Source organism: Bacillus sp. 01N45 (assembly GCF_056399205.1).
This window is the reverse complement of the sequence record NZ_JBFTQW010000004.1, coordinates 291775-313755: the sequence shown is the minus strand read 5'-3', so window position 1 is coordinate 313755 and position 21981 is coordinate 291775. Positions and strand designations below refer to the sequence as shown.

General features: G+C 36.8%; 20 protein-coding genes. 14 read left to right on the top strand and 6 right to left on the bottom strand.

The window, feature by feature from the left end; translation table 11 throughout:
• Nucleotides 1-63 precede the first annotated feature (63 nt).
• The gene (locus AC1DMU_RS12085; protein ID WP_088064155.1) at nucleotides 64-897 is read left to right on the top strand and encodes a GNAT family N-acetyltransferase; all 834 of its coding nucleotides are present in this window, start codon (nucleotides 64-66) and stop codon (nucleotides 895-897) included.
• A gap of 35 nt (nucleotides 898-932) precedes the next feature.
• On the opposite strand, the gene AC1DMU_RS12080 is transcribed toward AC1DMU_RS12085, so the two are convergent.
• Nucleotides 933-1682, bottom strand: a complete 750-nt coding sequence (locus AC1DMU_RS12080) for a (S)-benzoin forming benzil reductase (RefSeq protein WP_088064154.1) — start codon at nucleotides 1680-1682, stop codon at nucleotides 933-935.
• A 116-nt stretch (nucleotides 1683-1798) separates the two neighbouring features.
• On the opposite strand from AC1DMU_RS12080, the gene AC1DMU_RS12075 reads away from it, so the two are divergent.
• On the top strand, nucleotides 1799-9271 hold the full coding sequence (locus AC1DMU_RS12075; RefSeq protein WP_088064153.1) for a DUF7507 domain-containing protein: 7473 nt from the start codon (nucleotides 1799-1801) through the stop codon (nucleotides 9269-9271).
• Nucleotides 9272-9318: 47 nt separating this feature from the next.
• On the opposite strand, the gene AC1DMU_RS12070 is transcribed toward AC1DMU_RS12075, so the two are convergent.
• Nucleotides 9319-9876, bottom strand: a complete 558-nt coding sequence (locus AC1DMU_RS12070) for a CatB-related O-acetyltransferase (protein WP_000898179.1) — start codon at nucleotides 9874-9876, stop codon at nucleotides 9319-9321.
• Between the two features lie 140 nt (nucleotides 9877-10016).
• On the opposite strand from AC1DMU_RS12070, the gene AC1DMU_RS12065 reads away from it, so the two are divergent.
• The 9 genes from AC1DMU_RS12065 to AC1DMU_RS12025 all read left to right on the top strand — a co-directional run bounded on the left by AC1DMU_RS12065 (nucleotide 10017) and on the right by AC1DMU_RS12025 (nucleotide 15144).
• Complete coding sequence (locus AC1DMU_RS12065; RefSeq protein WP_088064152.1) at nucleotides 10017-10358, top strand: ASCH domain-containing protein; 342 nt, start codon at nucleotides 10017-10019, stop codon at nucleotides 10356-10358.
• Nucleotides 10355-10750 carry an NUDIX hydrolase gene (locus AC1DMU_RS12060; protein ID WP_088064151.1) on the top strand — a complete coding sequence of 132 codons (396 nt, stop codon included), beginning with the start codon at nucleotides 10355-10357 and terminating at the stop codon, nucleotides 10748-10750. Before AC1DMU_RS12065 ends, AC1DMU_RS12060 begins: the two co-directional genes overlap by 4 nt.
• An 86-nt stretch (nucleotides 10751-10836) precedes the next feature.
• Nucleotides 10837-11457 (top strand): acetate uptake transporter, encoded by a 621-nt coding sequence (locus AC1DMU_RS12055; protein WP_000070936.1) that lies wholly within the window; start codon nucleotides 10837-10839, stop codon nucleotides 11455-11457.
• Nucleotides 11458-11596: 139 nt separating this feature from the next.
• Nucleotides 11597-12040 carry a flavodoxin gene (locus tag AC1DMU_RS12050; protein ID WP_001062763.1) on the top strand — a complete coding sequence of 148 codons (444 nt, stop codon included), beginning with the start codon at nucleotides 11597-11599 and terminating at the stop codon, nucleotides 12038-12040.
• A 16-nt stretch (nucleotides 12041-12056) separates the two neighbouring features.
• Nucleotides 12057-12956, top strand: a complete 900-nt coding sequence (locus AC1DMU_RS12045) for a WD40/YVTN/BNR-like repeat-containing protein (protein WP_088064150.1) — start codon at nucleotides 12057-12059, stop codon at nucleotides 12954-12956.
• A 216-nt stretch (nucleotides 12957-13172) separates the two neighbouring features.
• Nucleotides 13173-13373, top strand: coding sequence for a cold shock-like protein CspB (gene cspB / locus AC1DMU_RS12040; protein ID WP_001179147.1), 201 nt, complete (start codon nucleotides 13173-13175; stop codon nucleotides 13371-13373).
• Between the two features lie 192 nt (nucleotides 13374-13565).
• Entirely contained in the window at nucleotides 13566-14411 is an 846-nt protein-coding gene (locus AC1DMU_RS12035; RefSeq protein WP_088064149.1) for an exonuclease, read from the top strand.
• Nucleotides 14412-14603: 192 nt separating this feature from the next.
• Complete coding sequence (locus AC1DMU_RS12030; RefSeq protein WP_088064148.1) at nucleotides 14604-14765, top strand: hypothetical protein; 162 nt, start codon at nucleotides 14604-14606, stop codon at nucleotides 14763-14765.
• Nucleotides 14766-14796: 31 nt separating this feature from the next.
• Complete coding sequence (locus AC1DMU_RS12025; RefSeq protein WP_137014375.1) at nucleotides 14797-15144, top strand: hypothetical protein; 348 nt, start codon at nucleotides 14797-14799, stop codon at nucleotides 15142-15144.
• Between the two features lie 394 nt (nucleotides 15145-15538).
• Here the strand turns inward: AC1DMU_RS12025 and AC1DMU_RS12020 are convergent, their stop codons facing one another.
• Together AC1DMU_RS12020 and AC1DMU_RS12015 are read right to left on the bottom strand one after the other, a co-directional pair.
• Nucleotides 15539-16630: a DUF3900 domain-containing protein gene (locus tag AC1DMU_RS12020; protein ID WP_088064147.1), complete on the bottom strand. Its 1092-nt coding sequence runs from the start codon at nucleotides 16628-16630 to the stop codon at nucleotides 15539-15541.
• A 117-nt stretch (nucleotides 16631-16747) separates the two neighbouring features.
• The gene (locus AC1DMU_RS12015) at nucleotides 16748-17074 is read right to left on the bottom strand and encodes a hypothetical protein (protein ID WP_046957795.1); all 327 of its coding nucleotides are present in this window, start codon (nucleotides 17072-17074) and stop codon (nucleotides 16748-16750) included.
• A gap of 376 nt (nucleotides 17075-17450) precedes the next feature.
• On the opposite strand from AC1DMU_RS12015, the gene AC1DMU_RS12010 reads away from it, so the two are divergent.
• Together AC1DMU_RS12010 and AC1DMU_RS12005 are read left to right on the top strand one after the other, a co-directional pair.
• Nucleotides 17451-18362 carry a VanW family protein gene (locus AC1DMU_RS12010; RefSeq protein WP_088064146.1) on the top strand — a complete coding sequence of 304 codons (912 nt, stop codon included), beginning with the start codon at nucleotides 17451-17453 and terminating at the stop codon, nucleotides 18360-18362.
• Between the two features lie 190 nt (nucleotides 18363-18552).
• Nucleotides 18553-19461, top strand: a complete 909-nt coding sequence (locus AC1DMU_RS12005) for a VOC family protein (protein ID WP_088064145.1) — start codon at nucleotides 18553-18555, stop codon at nucleotides 19459-19461.
• Nucleotides 19462-19482: 21 nt separating this feature from the next.
• On the opposite strand, the gene AC1DMU_RS12000 is transcribed toward AC1DMU_RS12005, so the two are convergent.
• On the bottom strand, nucleotides 19483-20400 hold the full coding sequence (locus AC1DMU_RS12000; protein ID WP_088064144.1) for a GNAT family acetyltransferase: 918 nt from the start codon (nucleotides 20398-20400) through the stop codon (nucleotides 19483-19485).
• Complete coding sequence (locus tag AC1DMU_RS11995) at nucleotides 20397-20915, bottom strand: GNAT family N-acetyltransferase (protein ID WP_088064143.1); 519 nt, start codon at nucleotides 20913-20915, stop codon at nucleotides 20397-20399. Before AC1DMU_RS11995 ends, AC1DMU_RS12000 begins: the two co-directional genes overlap by 4 nt.
• Before the next feature lie 290 nt (nucleotides 20916-21205).
• On the opposite strand from AC1DMU_RS11995, the gene AC1DMU_RS11990 reads away from it, so the two are divergent.
• Complete coding sequence (locus tag AC1DMU_RS11990) at nucleotides 21206-21883, top strand: MgtC/SapB family protein (RefSeq protein ID WP_088064142.1); 678 nt, start codon at nucleotides 21206-21208, stop codon at nucleotides 21881-21883.
• Nucleotides 21884-21981 lie beyond the last annotated feature (98 nt).

Genomic DNA, 21981 nt, shown 5'->3' with positions numbered 1-21981 from the left:
AGGAATTTAATGAATTAATCGCCAATACTTAATGAAACTATAAATAGAGAGAAGAGATTGTCGATGATTCAATTACATGTATATCAAGAGATTCTTACTTTTAAAAAAGAGGTTACACCATTTTTAGAAAAGAATGAGCAGGAAAATAATCTCATATTAGGTGTATTACAAATGGTTCAACAACCGATATTTATGGGAGTAGCAAAACAAAGAGAAGAAATTAAAGTTGTATTTCTTCAAACAGAAGAGAAGAAACAAATCATTGTTGCTACGTCTGAAATGATGGAAGAGGAAATTGTGGAACTTGCAAAAAGATTAGCAGAAGTATATCCAAATGTTCCTGGATTGATTGGTAATAAGAAAATGGTACAGAGATTAGCGGAAGAGATTGCAGTGTTAGAAAATAAGAAAACTACTGTTGCAATGGAGCAAGGTATATATGAATTAAAACAAGTGAAGAAAAAGTGGAACGGAGATGGAGTATTTCGAGAAGTAAGTAGTGATGAGCTACCATTAATAGAACAGTGGATATATCAATTTTGTGAAGATGTGAATTTGCCTACTACGAAAGAAGAAGCGACCCAAACCGCTCATACATTAATTACGAACCGTCGTCTATTTGGTTTAGAAGTAGATGGGAAGCTTGTATCTGTAGCTGCAAAAACGAGACCGACTACAAACAATATAACAGTTAATTTCGTATATACGCCGAAAGAAGAACGGAAAAAAGGATATGCATCTAGTTGTGTCGGTGCACTTAGTCAACGTATGTTAGATGAAGGGTATAAGACGACTACGTTATATACTGATCTAGCGAATCCTACGTCTAATAAAATTTATCAAGAAATTGGTTATGAACAAATTGCGGAGTCTATACTTATATTTTTAGAGAAATAAAATGAAAAGGCACGCTATTAGAGCATGCCTTTTTGTTATTCATCAATTCGAATGACTTCACCTTGCGGGAAATTCTCAGTTTCTAGTAAGTTACGAATTGCTTTCGCAACGTATTCAGGTGACAATAGTTTTCCTTCTTCTTTTAGTGCGATGAAGCGGTCTAAATTTATGAAATCTTCTTTATTTGTTTCACGAATTTGTGCTTGCATACTTGTGTCAACAACACCAGGTGCAAAAGAGACGATTTTTACTGGATATTCTTTTTCTGCTTCTTCGGTTGCTACGCACTGTGTAAACATATTTACACCAGCTTTCGTCGTGCAATAAGCGCCCCATCCGAAATAAGGATTTTTCCCTGCACCAGATGAAATGTTTATAACACGTTTATCTACTTTCCAGTCTTTCGTATGTTTCATGAAAGTGGAGGTAAGGATCATCGGTGCAAGTAAATTAATTTGAACATTCGTAATGAGTAGTTCGCTTTCAGCTTTTTCTATTGGTCTCATTGGTGCGAGTGTACCAGCGTTATTAATTAAATGAATAGATGATACAGTGTCTTCTTGAATGGATGAAATGATTTCGTTAAAGTTCGTTTCTAAATTATGTACATCTTGAAGATCTAAGGAGTGGAAAACACAATTGCTGTTATATTGCTGTGCAAGTTTCGTAAGCTCTTTATTTTCTCTTCTAGAAATAGAGATGATACTCGTGTTTTCTTCTAACAATTGTGCGGCAATTGCCTCACCTAAACCTTGTGAAGTTCCTGTTACGATAACATAGCGCATAGTGTAGTAAGCTCCTCTCGTATGTGCGGAATTTTGTTGGACAAAGTACATTGCATAGTTTGTCTACATTTTATAGTATAGAGCACTTTTTACTATAATTGAAATGAGATGATTGTGTGCCTTTTATAAATCGTTTTACAACAACAGTACCTGGTGCCGTCACGTTCACTGGGAATACGTTAGGGCTTAGCCCTACATCACCTGCACCAGGTAATATTTTTGGTACACTTGCTGTGTTTACGACAGTAAATACAGCGCTACAAGTACCAGGATTCCCGGTAGGGACAACAGATGAATGGCAATTGAATTCTTCAAGTGCAATTTTAAATCTTCCAGCGGGAAGTAGTGTGTTATATGCAGAATTAGTTTGGGCTGGTACTTTCCGGACTGATACGGAAGATGTTTTACCGTTTTTAAATGATAATATTACATTTACAACACCGGCTGGGACTTTTTCTGTTACGCCAGATCCTGCTACTGCGCAGCAAGGTTCAGTAGGGAATCAGTTTTATTATGCGCGCTCTGCCAATGTAACGAATCTTGTTAGTGCGGGTGGGGCAGGCACATATACAACCGGGGCTGTGCCAGCTGCAAGAACTTCATCTGATCCAACTATTAGTCGTTCGGCTGGATGGACGCTTGAGGTTGTGTATCAAAATGCTAGTTTGCCACTTCGGAATTTATCAGTTTATGCAGGTCAAGAAATTATCGATGCTTCATCACCACCAGTGGATGCTACTATTTCAGGATTTGCTACTCCAGCCACAGGAGCTGTAACAGGACGGGTGCTCGTAACTGCTCAAGAAGGTGATTCTAACATTGTTGGAGATCAACTTCGTTTTGGACCGAATGCAAATACTACAGTTGCATTATCCGGCCCGAGAAACCCCGCAAATAATTTTTTTCAGTCACAAATTTGTAACGATATTGGAGAGTTAGATACAACTGGAACGTTTGGAGATTTGAATCAGCCTTTAGGGATAGCTTTAGCCGTCCGAAGACAAGGGTGGGATATTACAAATGTAAATGCCTCTGCATCATTAGTAAATAATCAAACGTCAGCAACGGTTCGATTCGTTACTAATGGAGATGGATATGCTGCAGCTGGTTTTGGGGTTCAAATTGATGCAACGGGGCCAATTATTAATCCTGTTAAATCGGTCAATAGAACAGTTGCAGGAGTTGGAGATATTCTTACCTACACAATTACAGTTCCTAATACAGGTACGGGAAGTGCAGAAAATGTTATATTACAAGATAGTATTCCGAACGGAACGACGTTTGTTACAGGTAGTGTAACGGTAGGTGGAGTAACACAGCCGAATGCGAACCCTGCTAATGGAATTAATTTAGGCACAATCCCAACTAACGCGCAAAGAGTTGTTACATTTCAAGTGCGAATAACATCGTTTCCGAACCCAAATCCTATTCCGAATCGCGCAATGGTGTCATATCAATTCCGTCCTTTCGTCGGTAGTCCACCAATTACAAGTATGTCTTCTTCAAATTCAGTACAAACGACAGTGAATCAAGCAACTATAAGTATGCAAAAATCTGTAGATTTACAGACAGCAACCCTTAATGATGTATTAACCTACACAGTTAATGTGACGAATAATGGAAATGTCACTGCAAATAATGTTGTTTTTGTTGATAGTATCCCTGGTGGCACAACATTTGTTCCAAATAGTGTTACGGTAAATGGGGTAGCACGTCCAGGAGCAAATCCAGCAAGTAGTATTAATCTAGGAAGTATTAATGCTTCGCAAACGACTGTAGTGCGCTTTCAAGTTCGAGTAACATCTAATCCGCTTGTAAATCCAATTCCGAACCGTGCGAGTGCAACATTTAACTTTACTCCAGTACCTGGTCAACAACCAGTTTCAGGGCAAGCGACAAGTAATACTGTAGTTACTACTATTAATATAGCTGATATAAGAACGAGAAAAACAGTAGATAGAGCTTTTGCGACAGTGAATGACGTTCTTACGTACACTGTTACAATTGAAAATATAGGAAATGTACTTGCGACGAATGTTATTTTTCAAGATCCAATCCCAATTGGAACGACTTTTATAGCAAATAGTGTAACTGTAGATGGGGTTTCACAACCAGGAGCAAATCCTTCGACTGGGTTTGCGGTAGCAAATATTTCTCCAGGTGGAAGTAGGACAGTGCGTTTTCAAGTCCGAGTGACATCTACGCCATCCGGAGGCACGATTGCGAATCGCGGAAATGTATCTGCTAATTTCGTCGTTATTCCGAATCAACCACCAGTGACGATTAATAGACAAACGAATACAGTTGTGACGCAAGTTAATACAGGCGGTTTAAATGTAATAAAAGAAGTGAATACGACACAAGCGGCAGTAGGGGACACTTTAACGTACACGATTGCCGTTCAAAATACAGGAAATGTTCCGTTAACAAACGTGTTTTTCCAAGACACTATTTCTTCAGCGGTTTCTTTCGTTGCAAATTCTGTAACCGTTAATGGAGTATCGCAAAGTGGATTAAATCCGAATACAGGATTCTCTCTTCCTAATATTCCTGCGGCTCAAACAGTTATAGTCACATTTGACGTATTAATTGTACAGGATCCAGAAAATGAAGATATTTTAAATCAAGCAAATGTAACAGCGAGTTTTCAAGTGAATCCGAGTGAACCGCCAGTAACAATCAATGTTTCGAGTAACATTGTGAATACAACAGTACAATCAGGGAACTTTGAAGTTTTGAAAACAGTGAATACGGATGTTGCAACGGTAGGGGATGTTTTAGTATATACAATTGAAATTATAAATGCAGGTAGTGTAACAGCTACAAATGTGTTTTTTCAAGATTCAATTCCACAAGGGACATTATTTATTGAAAATAGTGTAGTTGTTAATGGTGTTTTACAAGAAGGGGCAGATCCAGAACTTGGATTCTTATTAAATAATTTGCCTACTGGCGCGAGTATAATTGTTACGTTTGAAGTATTAATTGATGAAATTCCTCAAGGAAATAATGTTGTAAATAATGCGAATGTAACTGGAGATTTCCTTGTAAATCCAACAGAGCCACCAATTACTGTAACGGTGCCAAGTAATACTGTTAATACAGTGGTGAATTCTTCAGGGCTAAATGTAATAAAAAGTGTAAGTGCTACTGAAGCAGGTGTAGGAGATACGCTAACGTATACAATTCGTATACAAAATAGTGGAACAGTAGCAGCGACAAATGTATCATTCGTTGATCCAATTCCATCTGGAACAACGTTTGTAGCAAATAGTGTAACGATAAATGGAACGCCTCAACCAGGTTTAAGCCCAACAATTGGATTTCCACTTGCTAACATTCCGGTAGGAGGTATGGTAACAGTTACTTTTCAAGTGACGATTACGAGTGTACCACCAAATAGAGTTCTTCCAAATAATGCGAATGTAACTGCTGATTTCCAAGTAAGTCCTCTCCAGCCACCAGTTACAATTGTAACGATTAGTAACATTGTTGTGACGCGAGTGAATGTAGGATCACTTAATGTAATGAAGAGTGTAAATACACCCCAAGCAGGTATAGGAGATACGCTAACGTATACGATTCGCATTCAAAATACAGGAACTGTTCCTGCAACGAATATTATTTTTCAAGATCCAATTCCGTCTGGTGCTGCGTTTGTAGCAAATAGTGTGACGATAAACGGAGTCGTTCAGCAAGGTGCGGATCCTATGGTAGGTTTCCCAGTACCAAATATTCCGGTCGGGCAAACATCTACGATTACGTTTCAAGTTACAGTGACGAGTGTTCCGAGCGGTGGAAATATAAGAAACCAATCGAACGTTACTGCAAGTTTTCTTATAAATCCAGCAAACCCTCCAATAACGACTGTTACGAATAGTAATTTCGTTGTGACGCAAGTAAACACTGCTCGATTAAATATACAAAAATCTTCATCTGTACAACAAGCTGCACTTGGAGAGACTTACACGTATTCTGTTGTCATTCGAAATAACGGCACAGTAACAGCAACGAATGCTTCCTTTATTGATCCAATTGCTCCAGAAACAACATTTGTAGCAAATAGTGTAACGATAAATGGAACGCCTCAACCTGGATTTGATCCAAATATAGGTTTTCCGCTTCCTAATATCGCAGCTGGAACATCATTGACTGTAACGTTCCAAGTAACAGTAGTTGCGCCATCCACGCGCGGAGCCGTATTAAACACGGCATCTGCTACAGCCACTTTTTTATTAAATCCTTTACAGCCTCCTGTAACAACGACAAATTCAAGTAATACGACAGTAGTTACGATACCGTTACCTCCTCCTGGTGAAGTAACAGCAACAAAAACAGTTGATGTTGCTGCTGGAGCGGTTGGGGATGTATTAACGTATACTGTGCTAATTTCAAACGTAGGAATTATACCAGTTACAGATGTGTTCTTTCAAGATGTCATACCAGAAGGAACGATATTTGTAGCAAATAGTGTAACGATAGGTGGGGCGCAGCAACTTGGCTTAAATCCAGAAACAGGATTTCCAGTTAGTCCGTTATTAAATGCAGGTGCAAATATTGCTGTGACGTTCCAAGTGACGATTACGGAGATTCCAGATAATGAAGTCATATTAAATGATGCAGATGTTACATTTACTTCACAACCAAATCCGCAGGAACCACCAATTACGGAAACGATATTAACGAATTTAGTCGTTACGACAATTAATATAGCTTCTATATTTCCATTAAAACTAGTCGATAAAGAGGTAGCGACGGTTGGAGAAATATTAACGTATGATGTATTAATCTTTAATTTCGGTACAGTGGCAGCAACGAATGTTAAATTTATAGATACAACTTCCGCCGGTGTAGCATTTGTACCGGGAAGTGTGAGCATAAATGGGGTGCCGGCACCAGGATTAGATCCTTTCATTGGCTTTACAGTTCCAGATATCCCTGTAGATGATTTTGTACTTGTCACATATCAGGAAGTGGTTACGAGCATACCTGAGGGGGGAACGATTGTTAACTTTGTAGACGTTACAGCTACATTTGCTGTAAGTGAAACAGAGCCGCCTATTACAGAAACAACAACAAGTAATACGACATTAACAGAAATTAATGAACCCGGTTTAAATGTTTTAAAATCAGTAAGTCAGCCGGTTGTTGCAGTAGGTGATACAATCACATATACAACAATAGTTCAAAATACAGGTACAGTGGTAGCGACAAATGTTCAATATAGTGATGTATTACCGTCCTCGATCACATTTATACCAGATAGTGTAACGATAGATGGTGTGCTACAACCTGGATTCAATCCTAATAATGGATTCCCGCTTCCAGATATAAGCCCAGGTGAAAGTGTAGAAGTTACGTTCCAAGTAACAGTTGTCAGTGTTCCATCAAACGGAACAATTGCTAATACTGCAAATATTACGGGAAGCTTTATATTAGTACCAGGAGAACCACCAGTTGTAGTAAACCAGCCGAGCAATACAACGCTTACAACTGTAAATAGAGGACGATTTAATGTTATTAAACAAGTAAATAGGGCTGCTACTCTCGTTGGAGATGTATTAACGTATACAGTTCAAATAACGAATACAGGAACAGTAACAGCTAATGATGTTCAGTTTATTGATACGATTTCAGCAGGAGCGTCATTTGTACCAAGTAGTGTAACGATAAATGGAGCCCCGCAACCAAACTTAAATCCGATTACTGGCTTTGGCGTTGGAGATATACCAGTTGGAGAAACAGTTATCGTGACGTTTCAAGCGACAGTTACAAACATCCCGTCATCAGGAACCATTACGAACGTTGCAAATATAACAGGAAGCTTTACTTTAGTACCAGGAGAGCCGCCGGTTGTAGTAACTGAACCGAGTAATACGACAATAACAAGGGTAAATAGAGGGAGATTTAATGTTATAAAAACCGTAAATAAGCAAGCAACACGATTAGGGGATACGTTAACTTATAGTGTGCAAGTTACAAATACGGGAACGGTATTAGCGACGAATGTTCAGTTTATCGATGTTCCGTCACCTAGTTTAGAATTCATTCCTGGAAGTGTACAAATAAATGGAATTTCGCAAGTAGGTTTAGATCCATTTGTAGGCTTTTCATTACCAGATCTTGCAGTAGGGGACAGTATATTAATTACATTTGAAGTAAATGTAATCGCAATTCCGCCTTCTAGTAGCATTATGAATACAGCGAGAGTAACTGGTGATTTCGAATTGATTCCAGGAGAACCACCGTTTACAATTACGAACTCAAGTAATACGACAGTCACACCAGTAAATCGAGGTAGTTTAGATATGTTGAAAGAAGTAGATCATCCGATTGTTGGAGTAGGAGAAACGGTAACGTATACTGTTCGTATATTAAATACTGGTACGGCTGATGCGATGAATGTTCAATTTATAGACGTGTTATCTCAGGAAGCTGAGTTTGTTCCAAATAGTGTAACGATAAATGGAGTTCCGCAACCAGGGTTAAATCCACAGGCTGGATTTACGATACCAGACATCCCAGTGGGTGAGACGGCACTTGTAACATATGAAGCTACGATTACAAGTTTTCCAGATGGTGGTACAGTAGTGAACCTTGCTGGGGCGTTCGCAGAATATATTTTAGTACCAGGAGAACCGCCAGTTACAGTGATGGATACGAGCAATACAGTTATAGTGACGGTAAATACGGCAATCTTATTTGTTGCAAAAGGAGCGGATTTTGAAGTAGCGATGGTAGGAGATGTTGTCACTTACGGAATTGCTGTTATAAATGATAGTACAGTTCCTGTGACGAATATTGTTTTAACAGATATCATTGATCCGAATACGTTATTTATAAATGGCTCGGTAACGGTAAATGATGTACCTTTTCCATTTGCCAACCCGAATACAGGTATTCCGTTAGGTGATTTTCAGCCAAATGATGCAGCAATTATTAATTTCCAAGTTGTAATAACAGGAGGGCAAATAAATAACTTAGTTACAAATACAGCTACGGCGAGTGGGCTTGCAATTGTGAATCCAAATGAACCGCCTGTAGTAGTTGAAGGCGATAGCAATACAGTTGTTATCCCGTTTATTCCTCAAAATGTCTCAACGACTGTTGTAAAAGTGGCAGACCATCAAACAGCAACAATAGGAGATGTTATTACGTTTACGACAGTTATTACAAATACGGGAGATACAGCGATACAAAATATTCGTTTTCAAGATATGTTAGATAGTAGTGTTCAATTTGTCCTTGGAAGTGTAACGGTTGATAATACGCCAGTGCCAAATGTAAACCCAATATCAGGATTTCTTATAGGAAGTTTAAATCCAGGTGAAGCACGCACAGTCTCGTTCCAAGTAGTAGTTCAGAGCGCGCCAAGTGGTTCAGGAAATTATATAAATCAAGCGAGTATTCGCTTCGAACATCAAGTAGGTACAGTGTTACCGCCTGTTACACAAATAATAGAAAGTAATATTGTGGTCATACCGTTCGTCCCAACGATCGAACAAATTTGTGAAACAAACTTTAATTGCTTAGATAAAATTCCATTTCAATGTTCTCCGTGTAATCATTTGCACGAACATAAGAAATAAAAACAAAAAGAGCATCCTGAAAGAATAGGATGCTCTTTTTGTATTAATCACATAGATTCATTTTCGGGTGAGGTAAAAAACTCGTTGATTTTGTTGGAAAGTAGAAATGGAATGGCTCCTTTTATAACAGAAATATCCCAATCCCACCATGCGAGATTTTCTAGCTTGTCAATCGTTTCTTGCGGGAAACGATATCGAACAAATTTTGCAGGATTACCAGCTACAATTGCATATGGAGGTACGTCTTTTGTAACAACACTCTTTGCCCCAATAATGGCTCCGTTACCAATTGTAACACCAGATAAAATGCAGGATTGATAACCAATCCATACATCGTTGCCGACTACGATGTCACCTTTTGAAGAAGGATGACCAGTAATATGTGCTCCTTCATTAAAAAATGCATTAAATGGGTATGTCGTTATCCAGTCTGCGCGATGTTCACCGCCAAGTATAAAAACGACTTCTTCTCCTAATGAACAAAACTTACCTATTTTTAATTTTGTTTCATCATTCCAAGAAAAAATGGTTGGACCTACTTTACTATAAGTATAATCACCAATATCATATTTATTATATTCAGGTTTTTGATTTAAAAATAACATAACAAATTTAGCATCCTCTCTAAAGCAAGTAATGGATATGGAACATTATATGCAACTTGGAATAAGTCGAACTGTGTTGTATGAATTGGTAATGCACAAAAATAGTAGTAGGCGTAATGCATAAAAAAGGAGTGGAATGAATGATATACGAAATGGGATTATATAATAAACCTTTTCAATCAATTCAATTAGGAAAAAAAGTATATGAAGTACGTTTATACGATGCAAAACGTCAACTTATAAAACAAGGCGATCATATTGTATTTACGCACCTTACGACAGAGGAAACGATGACTGCCAAAGTAACGGAAATAAAACGATACGAAAGCTTTAAAGCGATGTACGAACAAATTGATAAAAAATTATTGGATTGTGAAAATGATAGTTTAGAGGAAATGCTAGAAAGTACATACAAAATATATACGAAAGAACAAGAAGAAAAGTGGGGAACAGTTGCGATTCGTATTGAGGTAATAAAATGATAAGAAATCGCGGCGCGGCTATCATTGTGCAGGAAGGGAAAATCGTACTTATAAAACGTATCCGAGAAGGAGAAATATATTATGTTTTTCCGGGAGGAGGAATTGAAGAAGGAGAAACACCTGAAGAGGCAACGAAGCGAGAGGCTTATGAAGAGTTAGGGGTACATATAAAAGTGGAGCATCTCATTGCAAAGGTGGAGTATAAGGGAACGGAGTATTATTTTAATGCCCATATTGTAGGTGGAGTTTTCGGAAGTGGTAAAGCTGAAGAATTCGAAATGAAAGATAGAGGGAGTTATATTCCATTATGGTTGCCGATACACGAGTTGGAGAAAGTGAATATAAAACCGTATGAAGTGGTCGGAAGTATATGTAATCATTATAAAAAGTAAGGTCTGACAACATACAAAAAAAACCATTGACATAGCCTTCTGATTTAAGTATTGTATTCGAGTATGTTTATAATCAGGAGGTTTATATGAGCAATCAAACAACTACACATCATGTGAAAATGACAACAGCAGATCCATCTGGAATTGGTCTATTTGGATTAGCGATGGTAACACTTGTAGCATCATCTCAAAAGTTAGGCTTAACAGATGGCGTTTCACTTGTATTACCGTGGGCAATCTTTTTAGGAGGATTTGCACAAATCTTTGCGTGCATTCACGATGCAAAGCATAACAATACGTTCGGTACAACAGCATTCGGTGCATACGGCCTATTTTGGTTAGGTGTTGGAATGACTTGGTTAATTCAACTTGGAGTATTTGGCGAAAAATTAGCACAAGCTGCAGATTCAAAACAGCTGGGTGTAGCCTTTATTGGATATTTGATTTTCACAATCTTTATGACAATTGGTGCAATGGAAACACATAAAGTATTATTTATGATTTTCGTCCTTATTGATTTCTTATTTATTGGTCTTTCATTAAGTACTTTAGGTGTTATGCCACATGCAATGCATAATTTAGCAGCGTATTCTGAACTATGTATTTCATTATTATCTTTCTATGGTTCAGCAGCAGCAGTGTTAAATACACACTTCGGTAAAGTTGTATTACCAGTTGGAAAGCCGTTTGGTATTTTTAAAAAGTAATAAAAAAGCACAGGTGATTGTATAGTCATCTGTGCTTTTTTATATGGAATAAATAAAAATGAAAAATATAATTGAAATTGATTCTCATTATTAATATAATGAGAATGAGAATCATTTATTGTAAGAGGGGGATGCCGAAGTGGCAAAAATTTTAATAGCTTATGCAAGTATGTCAGGAAATACAGAGAGTATTGCTGATTTAATAAAAGTTAGTTTAGATGCTTTTGATCATGAAGTAGTATTGCAAGAAATGGAAGGCATGGATGCTGAAGAATTATTAGCCTATGATGGAATCATTTTAGGATCTTATACGTGGGGCGATGGTGAATTACCGTTTGAGGCGGAAGATTTCCATGAGGACTTAGAAAATATAGATTTATCAGGAAAGAAAGTAGCGGTATTCGGATCAGGTGATACGGCGTATGAACTATTTTGTGAAGCGGTAACGATATTTGAAGAAAGACTTGTAGAACGCGGTGCAGAGCTTGTACAAGAAGGATTGAAAATCGAACTAGCTCCAGAAGATGAAGAGGATGTTGAAAAATGCAGTAATTTTGCAATTGCATTTGCTGAGAAGTTCTAAGAATGGGAGTGTCAACGTGGAGACAATGTTAAGTGCGACCGCTATTACAAAGTTAAGAGATGGAAAACTTATGTTAGCTACTACATATAATGGCTTATTTATTGAACGAGACGGAGAATGGAAACAAATATTAAAAGGTTTTCAAAAACGAATTAGGGATTTACATAGCGAAGATAATGTAGTGTATGGTGTAGGTGACGAAGGGATTTTTATTCGTAGTATGAATGGTGGAGAGAACTGGACGGTTCAGCGTTTTCCAACAAAAGCAACGAGTTGGAATGTGTGTAGTAATGTACAAGGAACAGTCATTGCTCATGGAGATAAAACGTTGTATCGTTCTAATGATTTTGGTTCGACATGGGAAACCATTCATCCATTTCTTGAGTATGGTGGCGGGGCACCATCTATTCGATCGTTATTTTTATATAAACATTACTTATTTATCGGTACGAAAATACATGCTAAATATGGTGGGGTTTGGCTCTTTAATTTGGAGACACGTAAATTAAAGAGGATTAAAATCGTGATGAATCAGATGATCTCAGCGTTGACTGTACACAATTCTTATATAGTAGCAGCGAGTGGATCGTGCAAGGGGATTAGCGGGAATATTTCTTTTTGTAAAATAGATGAAAGTATTGAGAGTGAAAAAACATATTGGCACACATGTCAAAGTGAGCAGAAAGCAAGTAGCTATTTAGCCTTGAGTGTAGATCAACATGTGCTATATACAACGTCAACGCAAAATAAGGCGGGGATTAGTACGGTTTGTCGTGTACTTTTAGAAGAAGGACTTGTTACAGTATGTGACTCAGTTAAAGGGCATGGCTGGCGCATCGTTAACCAAAAAGAGGGTTATGTTGTAGCTGGATCAGGTGAATCAAAAGCGATGCAGTGGAAGAAAAAAATTATATAGCAAAAAAAACTTTACTTTTATTATATTGATATGATATAGTTACTTTAAACCATTTTACTTTTAATAATATAGAGATTTAAATGAGCTGTAACTTCCGAGGAGGATAGCAATGTTAAATCTCCTCTGGGGTTGCAGTTTTTTAATGTTTGAAGTATTATTGTAAAGTGGTTGAAAATGAATATGTACATATAGGTACATTGTAGGAGGATTTTTTAAATGCAAAACGGTAAAGTAAAATGGTTTAACGCAGAAAAAGGTTTCGGTTTCATCGAAGTTGAAGGCGGAGAAGACGTATTCGTTCATTTCTCAGCTATCCAAGGCGACGGCTTCAAATCTTTAGAAGAAGGTCAAGAAGTTACTTTCGAAGTAGAACAAGGTAACCGTGGACCTCAAGCTACAAACGTTAACAAGAAGTAATTACGGAAAAAAGAAGGGCGTGCCCTTCTTTTTTTTGCATTTTTATTGAATAACCTCCTATGTACATATAATAATGAGATTAAATTTTCGTTTATTAGACGAAGTATTTCATGCATAAAGTGTATGAATGAATAAATAAATACTGAAAATAGAGTATGTGTGTGAAAAGGAATTTAGAAAGAGGTAAATAAATTGGAAAACGCTACACATTTTATTGTGTTCGATATAGAGAGAAATTTCAGGCCGTATAAATCAGAAGATCCGTCAGAGATAGTTGATATCGGAGCTGTAAAAATAGAAGCAAGTACAATGAAGGTAATTGGAGAATTTTCGGAGTTAGTAAAGCCGAGTGCACGACTCACTCGTCATACGACAAAATTAACGGGAATTACAAAGGAAGATTTAATTGGTGTGGAGAAATTTCCGCAAATTATAGAGAAATTTATTCAATTTATCGGAGAAGACTCTGTATTTGTTTCATGGGGAAGAGAAGATTATCGTTTTTTATCTCATGATTGTACGTTACACGGTGTAGAATGCCCATGTATGGAAAAAGAGAGCAAATTTGATTTGCAGAAGTTTGTTTTCCAAGCGTATGAAGAGTTATTTGAGCATACACCAAGTTTACAATTTGCAGTAGAACAGCTCGGTTTAACGTGGGAAGGGAAGCAGCACCGAGCTTTAGCGGATGCTGAGAATACAGCGAATATACTTCTTAAAGTATATAGCGAGAGAGACATTCGTAAACGGTACAAAAGACATGGTGAGCTTGAACTTGTAGAGAACGGAAAACTAACAGAAAAAGCGAAAAAAAAGATGCGAAAATGGGTATTTAAAGAAATGAGAAAAAATACAGAGCGTCCTTTCGTTTGGAGTGCATTTGAAAATAGTGACACGTGGGAAAGTATAACAGAAAGATATTATATAAGTGAAGCTACAGTAGAACTTTTGAAAAAGCATTTTCGTACGGCGGTTAGAAAAGCGGAAAGACAGATTAGGTATTTGGCTGAGATGGAGGAGAATGTAGAGGTTAAATGACATTCTCCTCTATTTCTAGCTACATAAATTTAACGTCATTGTACTGATGGATGAATAAAGTATTCATATTAAATAGGAATTGAATTGTTGTGATTGGGCCATTATAATTGCTTTGAAAATTAAGGTGTGGTAAGAATTTTTAAATACATTCATAAAATTAGAGCCCATAGAAATGAAAGAGGGTAGAGTTAAATGGAAGCAATCTTTAACATTGTAACAGTTTTAGTTTTTGGGATAATATTTACCACGCTATTAGCAGTAATTACACTTCCTTTCATAGCAAAGAAGAAAAATTGGAAAACGCTTAATATATCTTTAAATCATGGTGTATTAAAGGTTAAAATCGAAGAGTAAAATATGAGTTTTATACAAGGGAGGTGTGATGGTGATAGACTTGGATATTAAAGACGTCGCCGTAAAGATGGAATTAAACGGAGTCTTTTGGAATGAGGATGGGATTGCTGAAATGACCGTGACTACAAAAGAAGAGCATTCTCTTCTTCTTCGTCTAGTAGTTGACTTAGAAAGTAAAACTATTAGGGCGAAAAGTGCCGAAATAGTGAATGGATTCTGCCCTCTGTGCAAACAGAAAAGGGACGAATGTAGTGAACTTAATGACTTACAAAACAAAATGGATATTTTAGAAGAAGCTTACGATTGGGTGAGAGAGCATCCAGAATATCGTTTTCAATTATCTTTTTACGAGTACAATAAATTTGAGGTAGTGAAGTGAAATTTTCATTTTACCAATATACATAGTGACTACTCTAATGGAAATACACTTGTACAACAAGAAACGCATTTACTGGTGGATCCTGCGAAAAATGTCATCTTAGATTAAAAATAAGCATATTTTGTTTTAAAGCAGAAAAACCGATTCTTAGAAGAATCGGTTTTTTTATATAACTGTCAACTATGTCCCAAATAAAAGAGCGCTTATTAACAGCGCTCAGTAAAAATAGATATATGGAAGGGCTTATCCCGCATTAACGGGCAGTAAGATCCCACCTTAAAATTCAGCTGAAGCAACGAAGTTAGGTGGGGGATCAACTGCCTGTAAAAGCCCGATTGGTGAGGGCTGATAATCAGTGGGGATGAACAAAACCTCCACTGATTAAAGTTTCACTTTATTCAATCCCATTCGGATCATAAGAATACTGTTGCTTATTCTCAATCCGCTCAATCACATCTTGCAATTCATCTGGCTTCAGAAATTCAATCGGAGAGAAGCCTTTCTCAAACGTAAGTGTATCAGCTTCAATCATTAATACGTATCGGTCATTTACCTTTGCGATATGTATTTGATCCCCAAAATCAGCAAGCAGGGCCTTCACAGAGATATGATCTGCTTTTAGCTTTAATTCCACTTCAGGAGCGTGCTCGACGATTTGAGCGGTAGCTTCCATTACTTCTTCGGTTGAAAATTGTTCCATAATTTCGCGTTTCGGACTGGCAGCCCATACTTCCATTGCTTGGTCGAATTGTTCGCGTTCTTCCGTACCTTCTTCAAATACATCTTCGATTTGGTCGTATACCATGTCCATTACTTGCGTTTTCATAATTTCAGGCATAGAGCGTTCGTACTCGACGAATTTTAAGAAATCCTCAAAATAACGGGCGTGAGATGCTTGGTGTATTTTTAGTTCGCCTACTTCGACCATACCTTCTTCAGGCATGTACGGATATTGGATAGATTTCATGTTTTTTGTTGTGATGGCCATTTCAACGTTACGAATCAGTGTGGATTCATCTGAAATAGAAGCGACTTTCGGTTCGAAGTCACATTTCATAACGAAAACGAATGGATCATCAAAGTATTTGCGTAGTTTTGCTTGCGCAATTAAAAATACACCACCGCGTACAGCGCTTGTGTCCAGATATGTATAAACGAGAGGTTCACTCATATCTTTGAAGTTTTCTTTTGTTTCCGCAAAGCGAATGCGATTAAAGAGGTTGTAATGAGGGTTTGAATCAAGTCCGTGCCCTTCTTCTACAATGAAGCGACCGATCTTTGTCGGAGCTTGTTCTGTTTTCGCATGACGTTCTACTTTTCGCTTTGAAATTTTTAATAATTCACCATTCAAAAATTCTTTTAAGGAGCTATCTTCATACTCTTCAGCGTCTAACGTTTGAAAATGTTTGTAGCGTTTATCAACAGCTTCACCTTTTCCTTCTACTTGTACAACATAAAAGGAAAGATAATTTATTTCAAAATCCATATTTATCACCTTGTTTCATTTCATTAACTCTTATCAGTATAGAGATGGAGAAAACTTTCGTCAATTTATATAAAGGAAGGGGGAGCCCCTTCCTTTATATATTTTTTACTTTCGAAATTAAAATCCGTCTTCTAATGCTGAAAATGGAATGTTTAGTCTGTTTTCTATTGTACGTAAACGCTGGTTTAAGCGGTTTAATCTACGTGTATGACGCTCAACCGTGTTTTCTAATTGACGTACTCTTTGCTCAAGTTCATTTACTCGTCTTTCTAGTTGACGGTTTCCAGTACCAGGAAAAGAGATTGGAAGTTGGAATTGTCGATTTTGATCATATGGATTAACTTGTTCTACTGGATCTATATATTGTTGGTATTGTGCTTGTAAATCATATTGAGGCTGATAAGCATTTTGGTTATATGGATCGTATGGATTGTAGGGGTACATAAAACATCCTCCATTTCTTTAAAATAGGTTAATTCACCATAATGTATGTGTAAAAGCGGAGTGTGGCACGGCAAATACCTATTTATGTTCACAGGATGTTCCTTTATAAATAAGAATATGGAGTTTTACATTTGTATTTCTTTTGTTTTATGGTATATACTGGATAAAAAGGTGAGGTTACATAAAGGTTACAATTCTATCGAACTCCAATTTTTATGTAAATATGTATAGACATTTAGAAAAGAAAAGAGTAATTTATATAGAGTAAAAAATAACTTGTAACATTTTATAAATATATTGTAAAATGATTGTAACAAAACATACATAAAAATGAAATAATACATAAAAGTAATATTGGGAAAAAGGGGAGAGTATATTGTTCCGTAAAGTAAAGGGTATATTAGTTGGGGTGTTATGTGTAGCTATAGTGAGTGGTTGTGGTGCAAAAGTAAGTGATGTTGCATTAGTAAGTGATATTGGTGGCCACACGGTAGAGGCTAAAGCAGAGGTACAGGATTCTATTAGTTTAGTAGATGGTCGTACTGGTACGGAAGTGAAAAAGCTAGATTTATCGAGTCTAGGTTATTTTGAAGACGAAGCAAAATTTAAAAAATCGGTAACGAAGGTTGCTAGCGAGGTTGGAAAAAGCGTTGACAAAAAGATGGTCCCTTCACGTGTAGCACCTGATGGAAGTTGGCAAGAAGGAAAACCTTCTTATGAATTAATGGAAAAAGAATTAGTAGACAAATTATTAAACGTTGGCATGTGGGATTCTTCATATCAATTACCTATTGCTGAGAAAAAGCCTATCGCAACATTAAGTGATGCGCAAGGAAGTGGTACGGTAATTGGTAGATATGAAACGAATTTAGGTGGCTCAGCAGGTGGCCGTATTGAGAATATTCGCTTGTCAGCAGCGAGCATAAATGGAGTTGTATTAGCAAAAGGAGACAGTTTCTCTTTCAATGCATTAATTGGTGATACAACGCCAGATAAAGGATATCAACTAGGAAAAGAAATTGTAGATGGTAAATTAGTAGATGGATACGGCGGTGGTGTTTGTCAAACATCATCAACATTATACAATGCAGCAGATCAAGCTGGTTTGAAAATGGTAGAGAGAACGACACATTCTAAAACGGTAGGTTATGTTCCACAAGGAAGAGATGCTACAATTGCATATCCATACTTAGACTTAGTGTTTGAAAACACGAATGATGCACCTGTGAAACTTTATATGGGCATTCAGGGTGGAAAGTTAGTTGCCGAAGTACATAAAATGAAATAAGAGTTACAGCATACTGTTTTTGTAAAGTCACCTTTTCTGAAAGTTAGAAGAGGTGACTTTTTTATTATGAAAATAAAAATGTGTGTAAATTCTGACTTTTCATATTTACATAGGATGATTTTAGTTGTATCCTTCATAGTAACGGTTATATGAAATAGGAAAATATCGGGATAAGGAGATGGAGTAATTCATGGTACAAATTCATCCGAAAACACGTATTGGTCATGTTGAATTTAAAGTGCAAGATTTAGAGCGCCAAATTGCATTTTATGAGAATGTAGTAGGCTTAGAAGTAATTAAGCAAGAGGAGAATAAAGCATATTTATCAGGAAAAGGTGGAAAGAACACGTTACTTGTTCTTGAAAAATTAGAGGACGGGGTACTGCAAGAACCGCGTACGACTGGTATATATCATGTAGCCTTTTTAGTTCCGACTCGTGAGGCTTTTGCTTCGGCATTATTTGGTGTAATTCGTAATAAGAATGTAATTGATAGTCCGGCTGAGCAAGAAGGACGTTATACATATTCAAATGAAATTTTACCGATCTCAAGGTTTAATAGTGCAAGTGATCATACATATAGCGAAGCGTTTTATTTACAAGATTTAGAGGGGAATGGCATAGAAATTTATGCAGACCGCCCGCGTGATCAATGGAGAGAAGGACCAGGAGGAAGTACGCCGCTAGATTTAAAAGAACTGGCAACGCTCGTTGATTATGAGGTTGATGGATTACCTGCTAATACTGTCGTTGGGCACGTACATTTACGAATAGCAGATGTAGAGAAGTCACACGAGTTTTATGTAGAGACAGTAGGATTTGAAGTGCAACAGCGTGAAGATGACTGCTTATTCATTTCTGCAGGAGGATATCATCACCATATAGGTGCAAATACGTGGAACGGAGTAAATAATCCACACCCACCCGCACATGCAACTGGACTTAAAGTGTATACAATTGTATTACCACATAAAGAAGCGTTAGATGAAGTGAAAGAAAGATTAATAGAAAAACAACATAAAGTAAACGAAGGTACAAACGGATTTACAGTAGTAGATCCTAGTGGTATTACAGTGCAGTTTGAAATAGAGAAAGCATAAAAGAAGTCGGAAGGTGTATAATCACTTTCCGACTTCTTTTTGGTACGTAATCCAAGTAGCACAAGGGTTAAAAGGAAAGGATTTTAATAATTCCATTGCATATATACTCGTTGAATCGAATTCACCTTGAATGAAAGAATAACCGTGTTTACTTGCATACATAGCTTGTTTGAAAACGAGAAGTTTCAGTAAGGATAAATTTTCTGTAGTGTGAGTCCCACACCATCCTAGTTCTACCGTATTATCCTTTTCTGATGTATGGAGGAAAGAGTACGCAATAATTTTATTCTCTTCATCTATCATTACAAAGCTCCCATCTAGTAACACATCATCAGTTAAGATCTGTTCTTTCCAAGTTTCGAGCGGGTATGAGGCAACGGGATTTGCTAAGTGAGTATCCTCATAATTCGTTTTTACTAAGTGAGCTAGCTTTTCAAAGGAGCTATTATTGGATAGGATGATTGATAAGCTTTGTACATCATAATTTGAATGAAGCTTTGTATCGATAGCTATGATTTTGCGTACTTCTAATATCGGCATATATGTTCTTCGGATTTCCATAAAATTATGTTCTTCATAATAGGCTTTTAAATGAGCCGATGTTCCCCATATAGAGGTTTGTAATGGTAGTTTGAAGTTTTCTCGTTTTTGAATCTCGTTTAATAAAAATTGTTCAATGTGTACCTCTGAATAGAACGGATTTGTATACATTCGAAAGTATGTGCAGTATGGATGGAAGTTACTGTTCCACGTGAAAAAGACGCCTACTACATCTTTTTTATAGTAGGCAATATACACACATTTTGTTTTATTATCTCGTAATAAGTTAAATAGATAAGAGTCTTCATTGTATAAATCAATAAGTTGTTTTACTTTTAGCTCATTACTTCTACTATATTTCTCTATAACAAGATTATTTTCATCGGATGACTTCTTCATAGCTCAATCCAAAATCTTCTTACTACATTTCCATCTTCCTCAATGAAATCATCATCACGAAGCCCGCCGTTATGTAAAATTGTTTTTTCTGAAGCTGTATTCACTTCGTCGCAAACGACAAGTGCTTTCGTAATGTTTAATTCCTTCGTTTTTTCTAGCGATAATTCTAATAACTTCGTAGCATAACCTTTTCTTCTTTCAGAAGGGCGAATGCCATAACCGATATGACCTCCAGCGTTAAATAAATGCTCGGTTAAACTATGACGTATATTAACAGCTCCTACAATTTTATTTTCATCTGTAACGAGCCAATACGTAGAGTCTGGTACCCAAGATTCAGGGAGGTTTATTCCGTTATGCGCATCGAGCAATTCTTGAATCATAGCCGAAAAGTTAGAAGGGTCCTTTGAAATAACCCACGGAATCATCGTTTCACCGCTATCTTTCCATTCGTTATAAAAATCTAAGTATTCTTCTTGTAAATCGATAGTAGGTGTAAGTAAAGAGACGTTCATTGTTAGTAAGCTCCTTTATTTATTTAGTATGTATAAAAAAATACGGTATAAAATGTAAGCGTTTTCTTAACTTTCTCAACCTCGTTTCATGTAATCCACCTTTGTTTTTTAAGAAAATTAGTGGAGTTTTAAAATTAGAAGTTATTTATTTTATGTTAATATTTAAAATATTAACATAAAACGGTCGGAGTATTAAGTGTATTTTAGCAAAATTCCTTCATATCGATAAAAGGATGTGTGTGATAATTTTTGTTTTATCTATCTATAATGAATGAAAGGGGGAAGGGCTCGTGAGTGTAAATTTTGATTTGATTATACGAATCGGTGTTGCGGGTTTGTTAGGAGCAATAATCGGTATTGAAAGGGAAATTCGATCAAAAGAAGCGGGATTAAAAACACATTTCCTAGTAGCGGTAGGAAGTGCATTAATAATGGTCGTTTCGAAATATGCTTTTTCAGATATTATGAATGAGGAACATATGGCTCTTGATCCGAGCCGTATTGCAGCACAAGTTGTAAGTGGAGTAGGGTTTTTAGGTGCAGGTACAATTATTATTCAAAAACAGGCAGTGAAAGGATTAACGACAGCGGCTGGTTTATGGGCTACAGCAGGAATTGGATTAGCAATTGGGGCTGGCATGTATGTAGTAGGCATTGGAGCGACGATTCTAGTTTTAATTGGTTTAGAGATTGTGAGTCGTATTTTTAAGGTGCAATTTTTATTTCCGCAAAATATAACAGTGCAAATGTGTATAAATAAACATGAGGCGGTACAACAAATAGTAGAAACGCTACAAGTGAAAGGTATTCCAATACTGTCATATGAAGTGGAAGCTTTGCAGCGAGGTACAGAAATAGTTTATAAGGTAGGGATGCAGCTGAAAAATATATCGTCAGAAGAAAAGAATGAATTTATTCAGCATATGCAAGCATTACCGGAAGTTACGTTTATAAAGTTAAAATCATAGCGTTGAAAACGAGGATAGATATAGCAGGAATTTCGCTATTATCTATCTTTTTTGATATAAAATTCACATAAAGTCAAGTGTTAATTTTGCGCGGTATG

What these genes read in the sequence shown, in the direction of transcription:
- AC1DMU_RS12085 (WP_088064155.1), top strand. Translation starts at nt 64, where the DNA reads ATGATTCAATTACATGTATATCAAGAGATTCTTACTTTTAAAAAAGAG.
- AC1DMU_RS12080 (WP_088064154.1), bottom strand. Translation starts at nt 1,682, where the DNA reads ATGCGCTATGTTATCGTAACAGGAACTTCACAAGGTTTAGGTGAGGCA.
- AC1DMU_RS12070 (WP_000898179.1), bottom strand. Translation starts at nt 9,876, where the DNA reads ATGTTATTTTTAAATCAAAAACCTGAATATAATAAATATGATATTGGT.
- AC1DMU_RS12065 (WP_088064152.1), top strand. Translation starts at nt 10,017, where the DNA reads ATGATATACGAAATGGGATTATATAATAAACCTTTTCAATCAATTCAA.
- AC1DMU_RS12060 (WP_088064151.1), top strand. Translation starts at nt 10,355, where the DNA reads ATGATAAGAAATCGCGGCGCGGCTATCATTGTGCAGGAAGGGAAAATC.
- AC1DMU_RS12055 (WP_000070936.1), top strand. Translation starts at nt 10,837, where the DNA reads ATGAGCAATCAAACAACTACACATCATGTGAAAATGACAACAGCAGAT.
- cspB (WP_001179147.1), top strand. Translation starts at nt 13,173, where the DNA reads ATGCAAAACGGTAAAGTAAAATGGTTTAACGCAGAAAAAGGTTTCGGT.
- AC1DMU_RS12030 (WP_088064148.1), top strand. Translation starts at nt 14,604, where the DNA reads ATGGAAGCAATCTTTAACATTGTAACAGTTTTAGTTTTTGGGATAATA.
- AC1DMU_RS12020 (WP_088064147.1), bottom strand. Translation starts at nt 16,630, where the DNA reads ATGGATTTTGAAATAAATTATCTTTCCTTTTATGTTGTACAAGTAGAA.
- AC1DMU_RS12015 (WP_046957795.1), bottom strand. Translation starts at nt 17,074, where the DNA reads ATGTACCCCTACAATCCATACGATCCATATAACCAAAATGCTTATCAG.
- AC1DMU_RS12005 (WP_088064145.1), top strand. Translation starts at nt 18,553, where the DNA reads ATGGTACAAATTCATCCGAAAACACGTATTGGTCATGTTGAATTTAAA.
- AC1DMU_RS12000 (WP_088064144.1), bottom strand. Translation starts at nt 20,400, where the DNA reads ATGAAGAAGTCATCCGATGAAAATAATCTTGTTATAGAGAAATATAGT.
- AC1DMU_RS11995 (WP_088064143.1), bottom strand. Translation starts at nt 20,915, where the DNA reads ATGAACGTCTCTTTACTTACACCTACTATCGATTTACAAGAAGAATAC.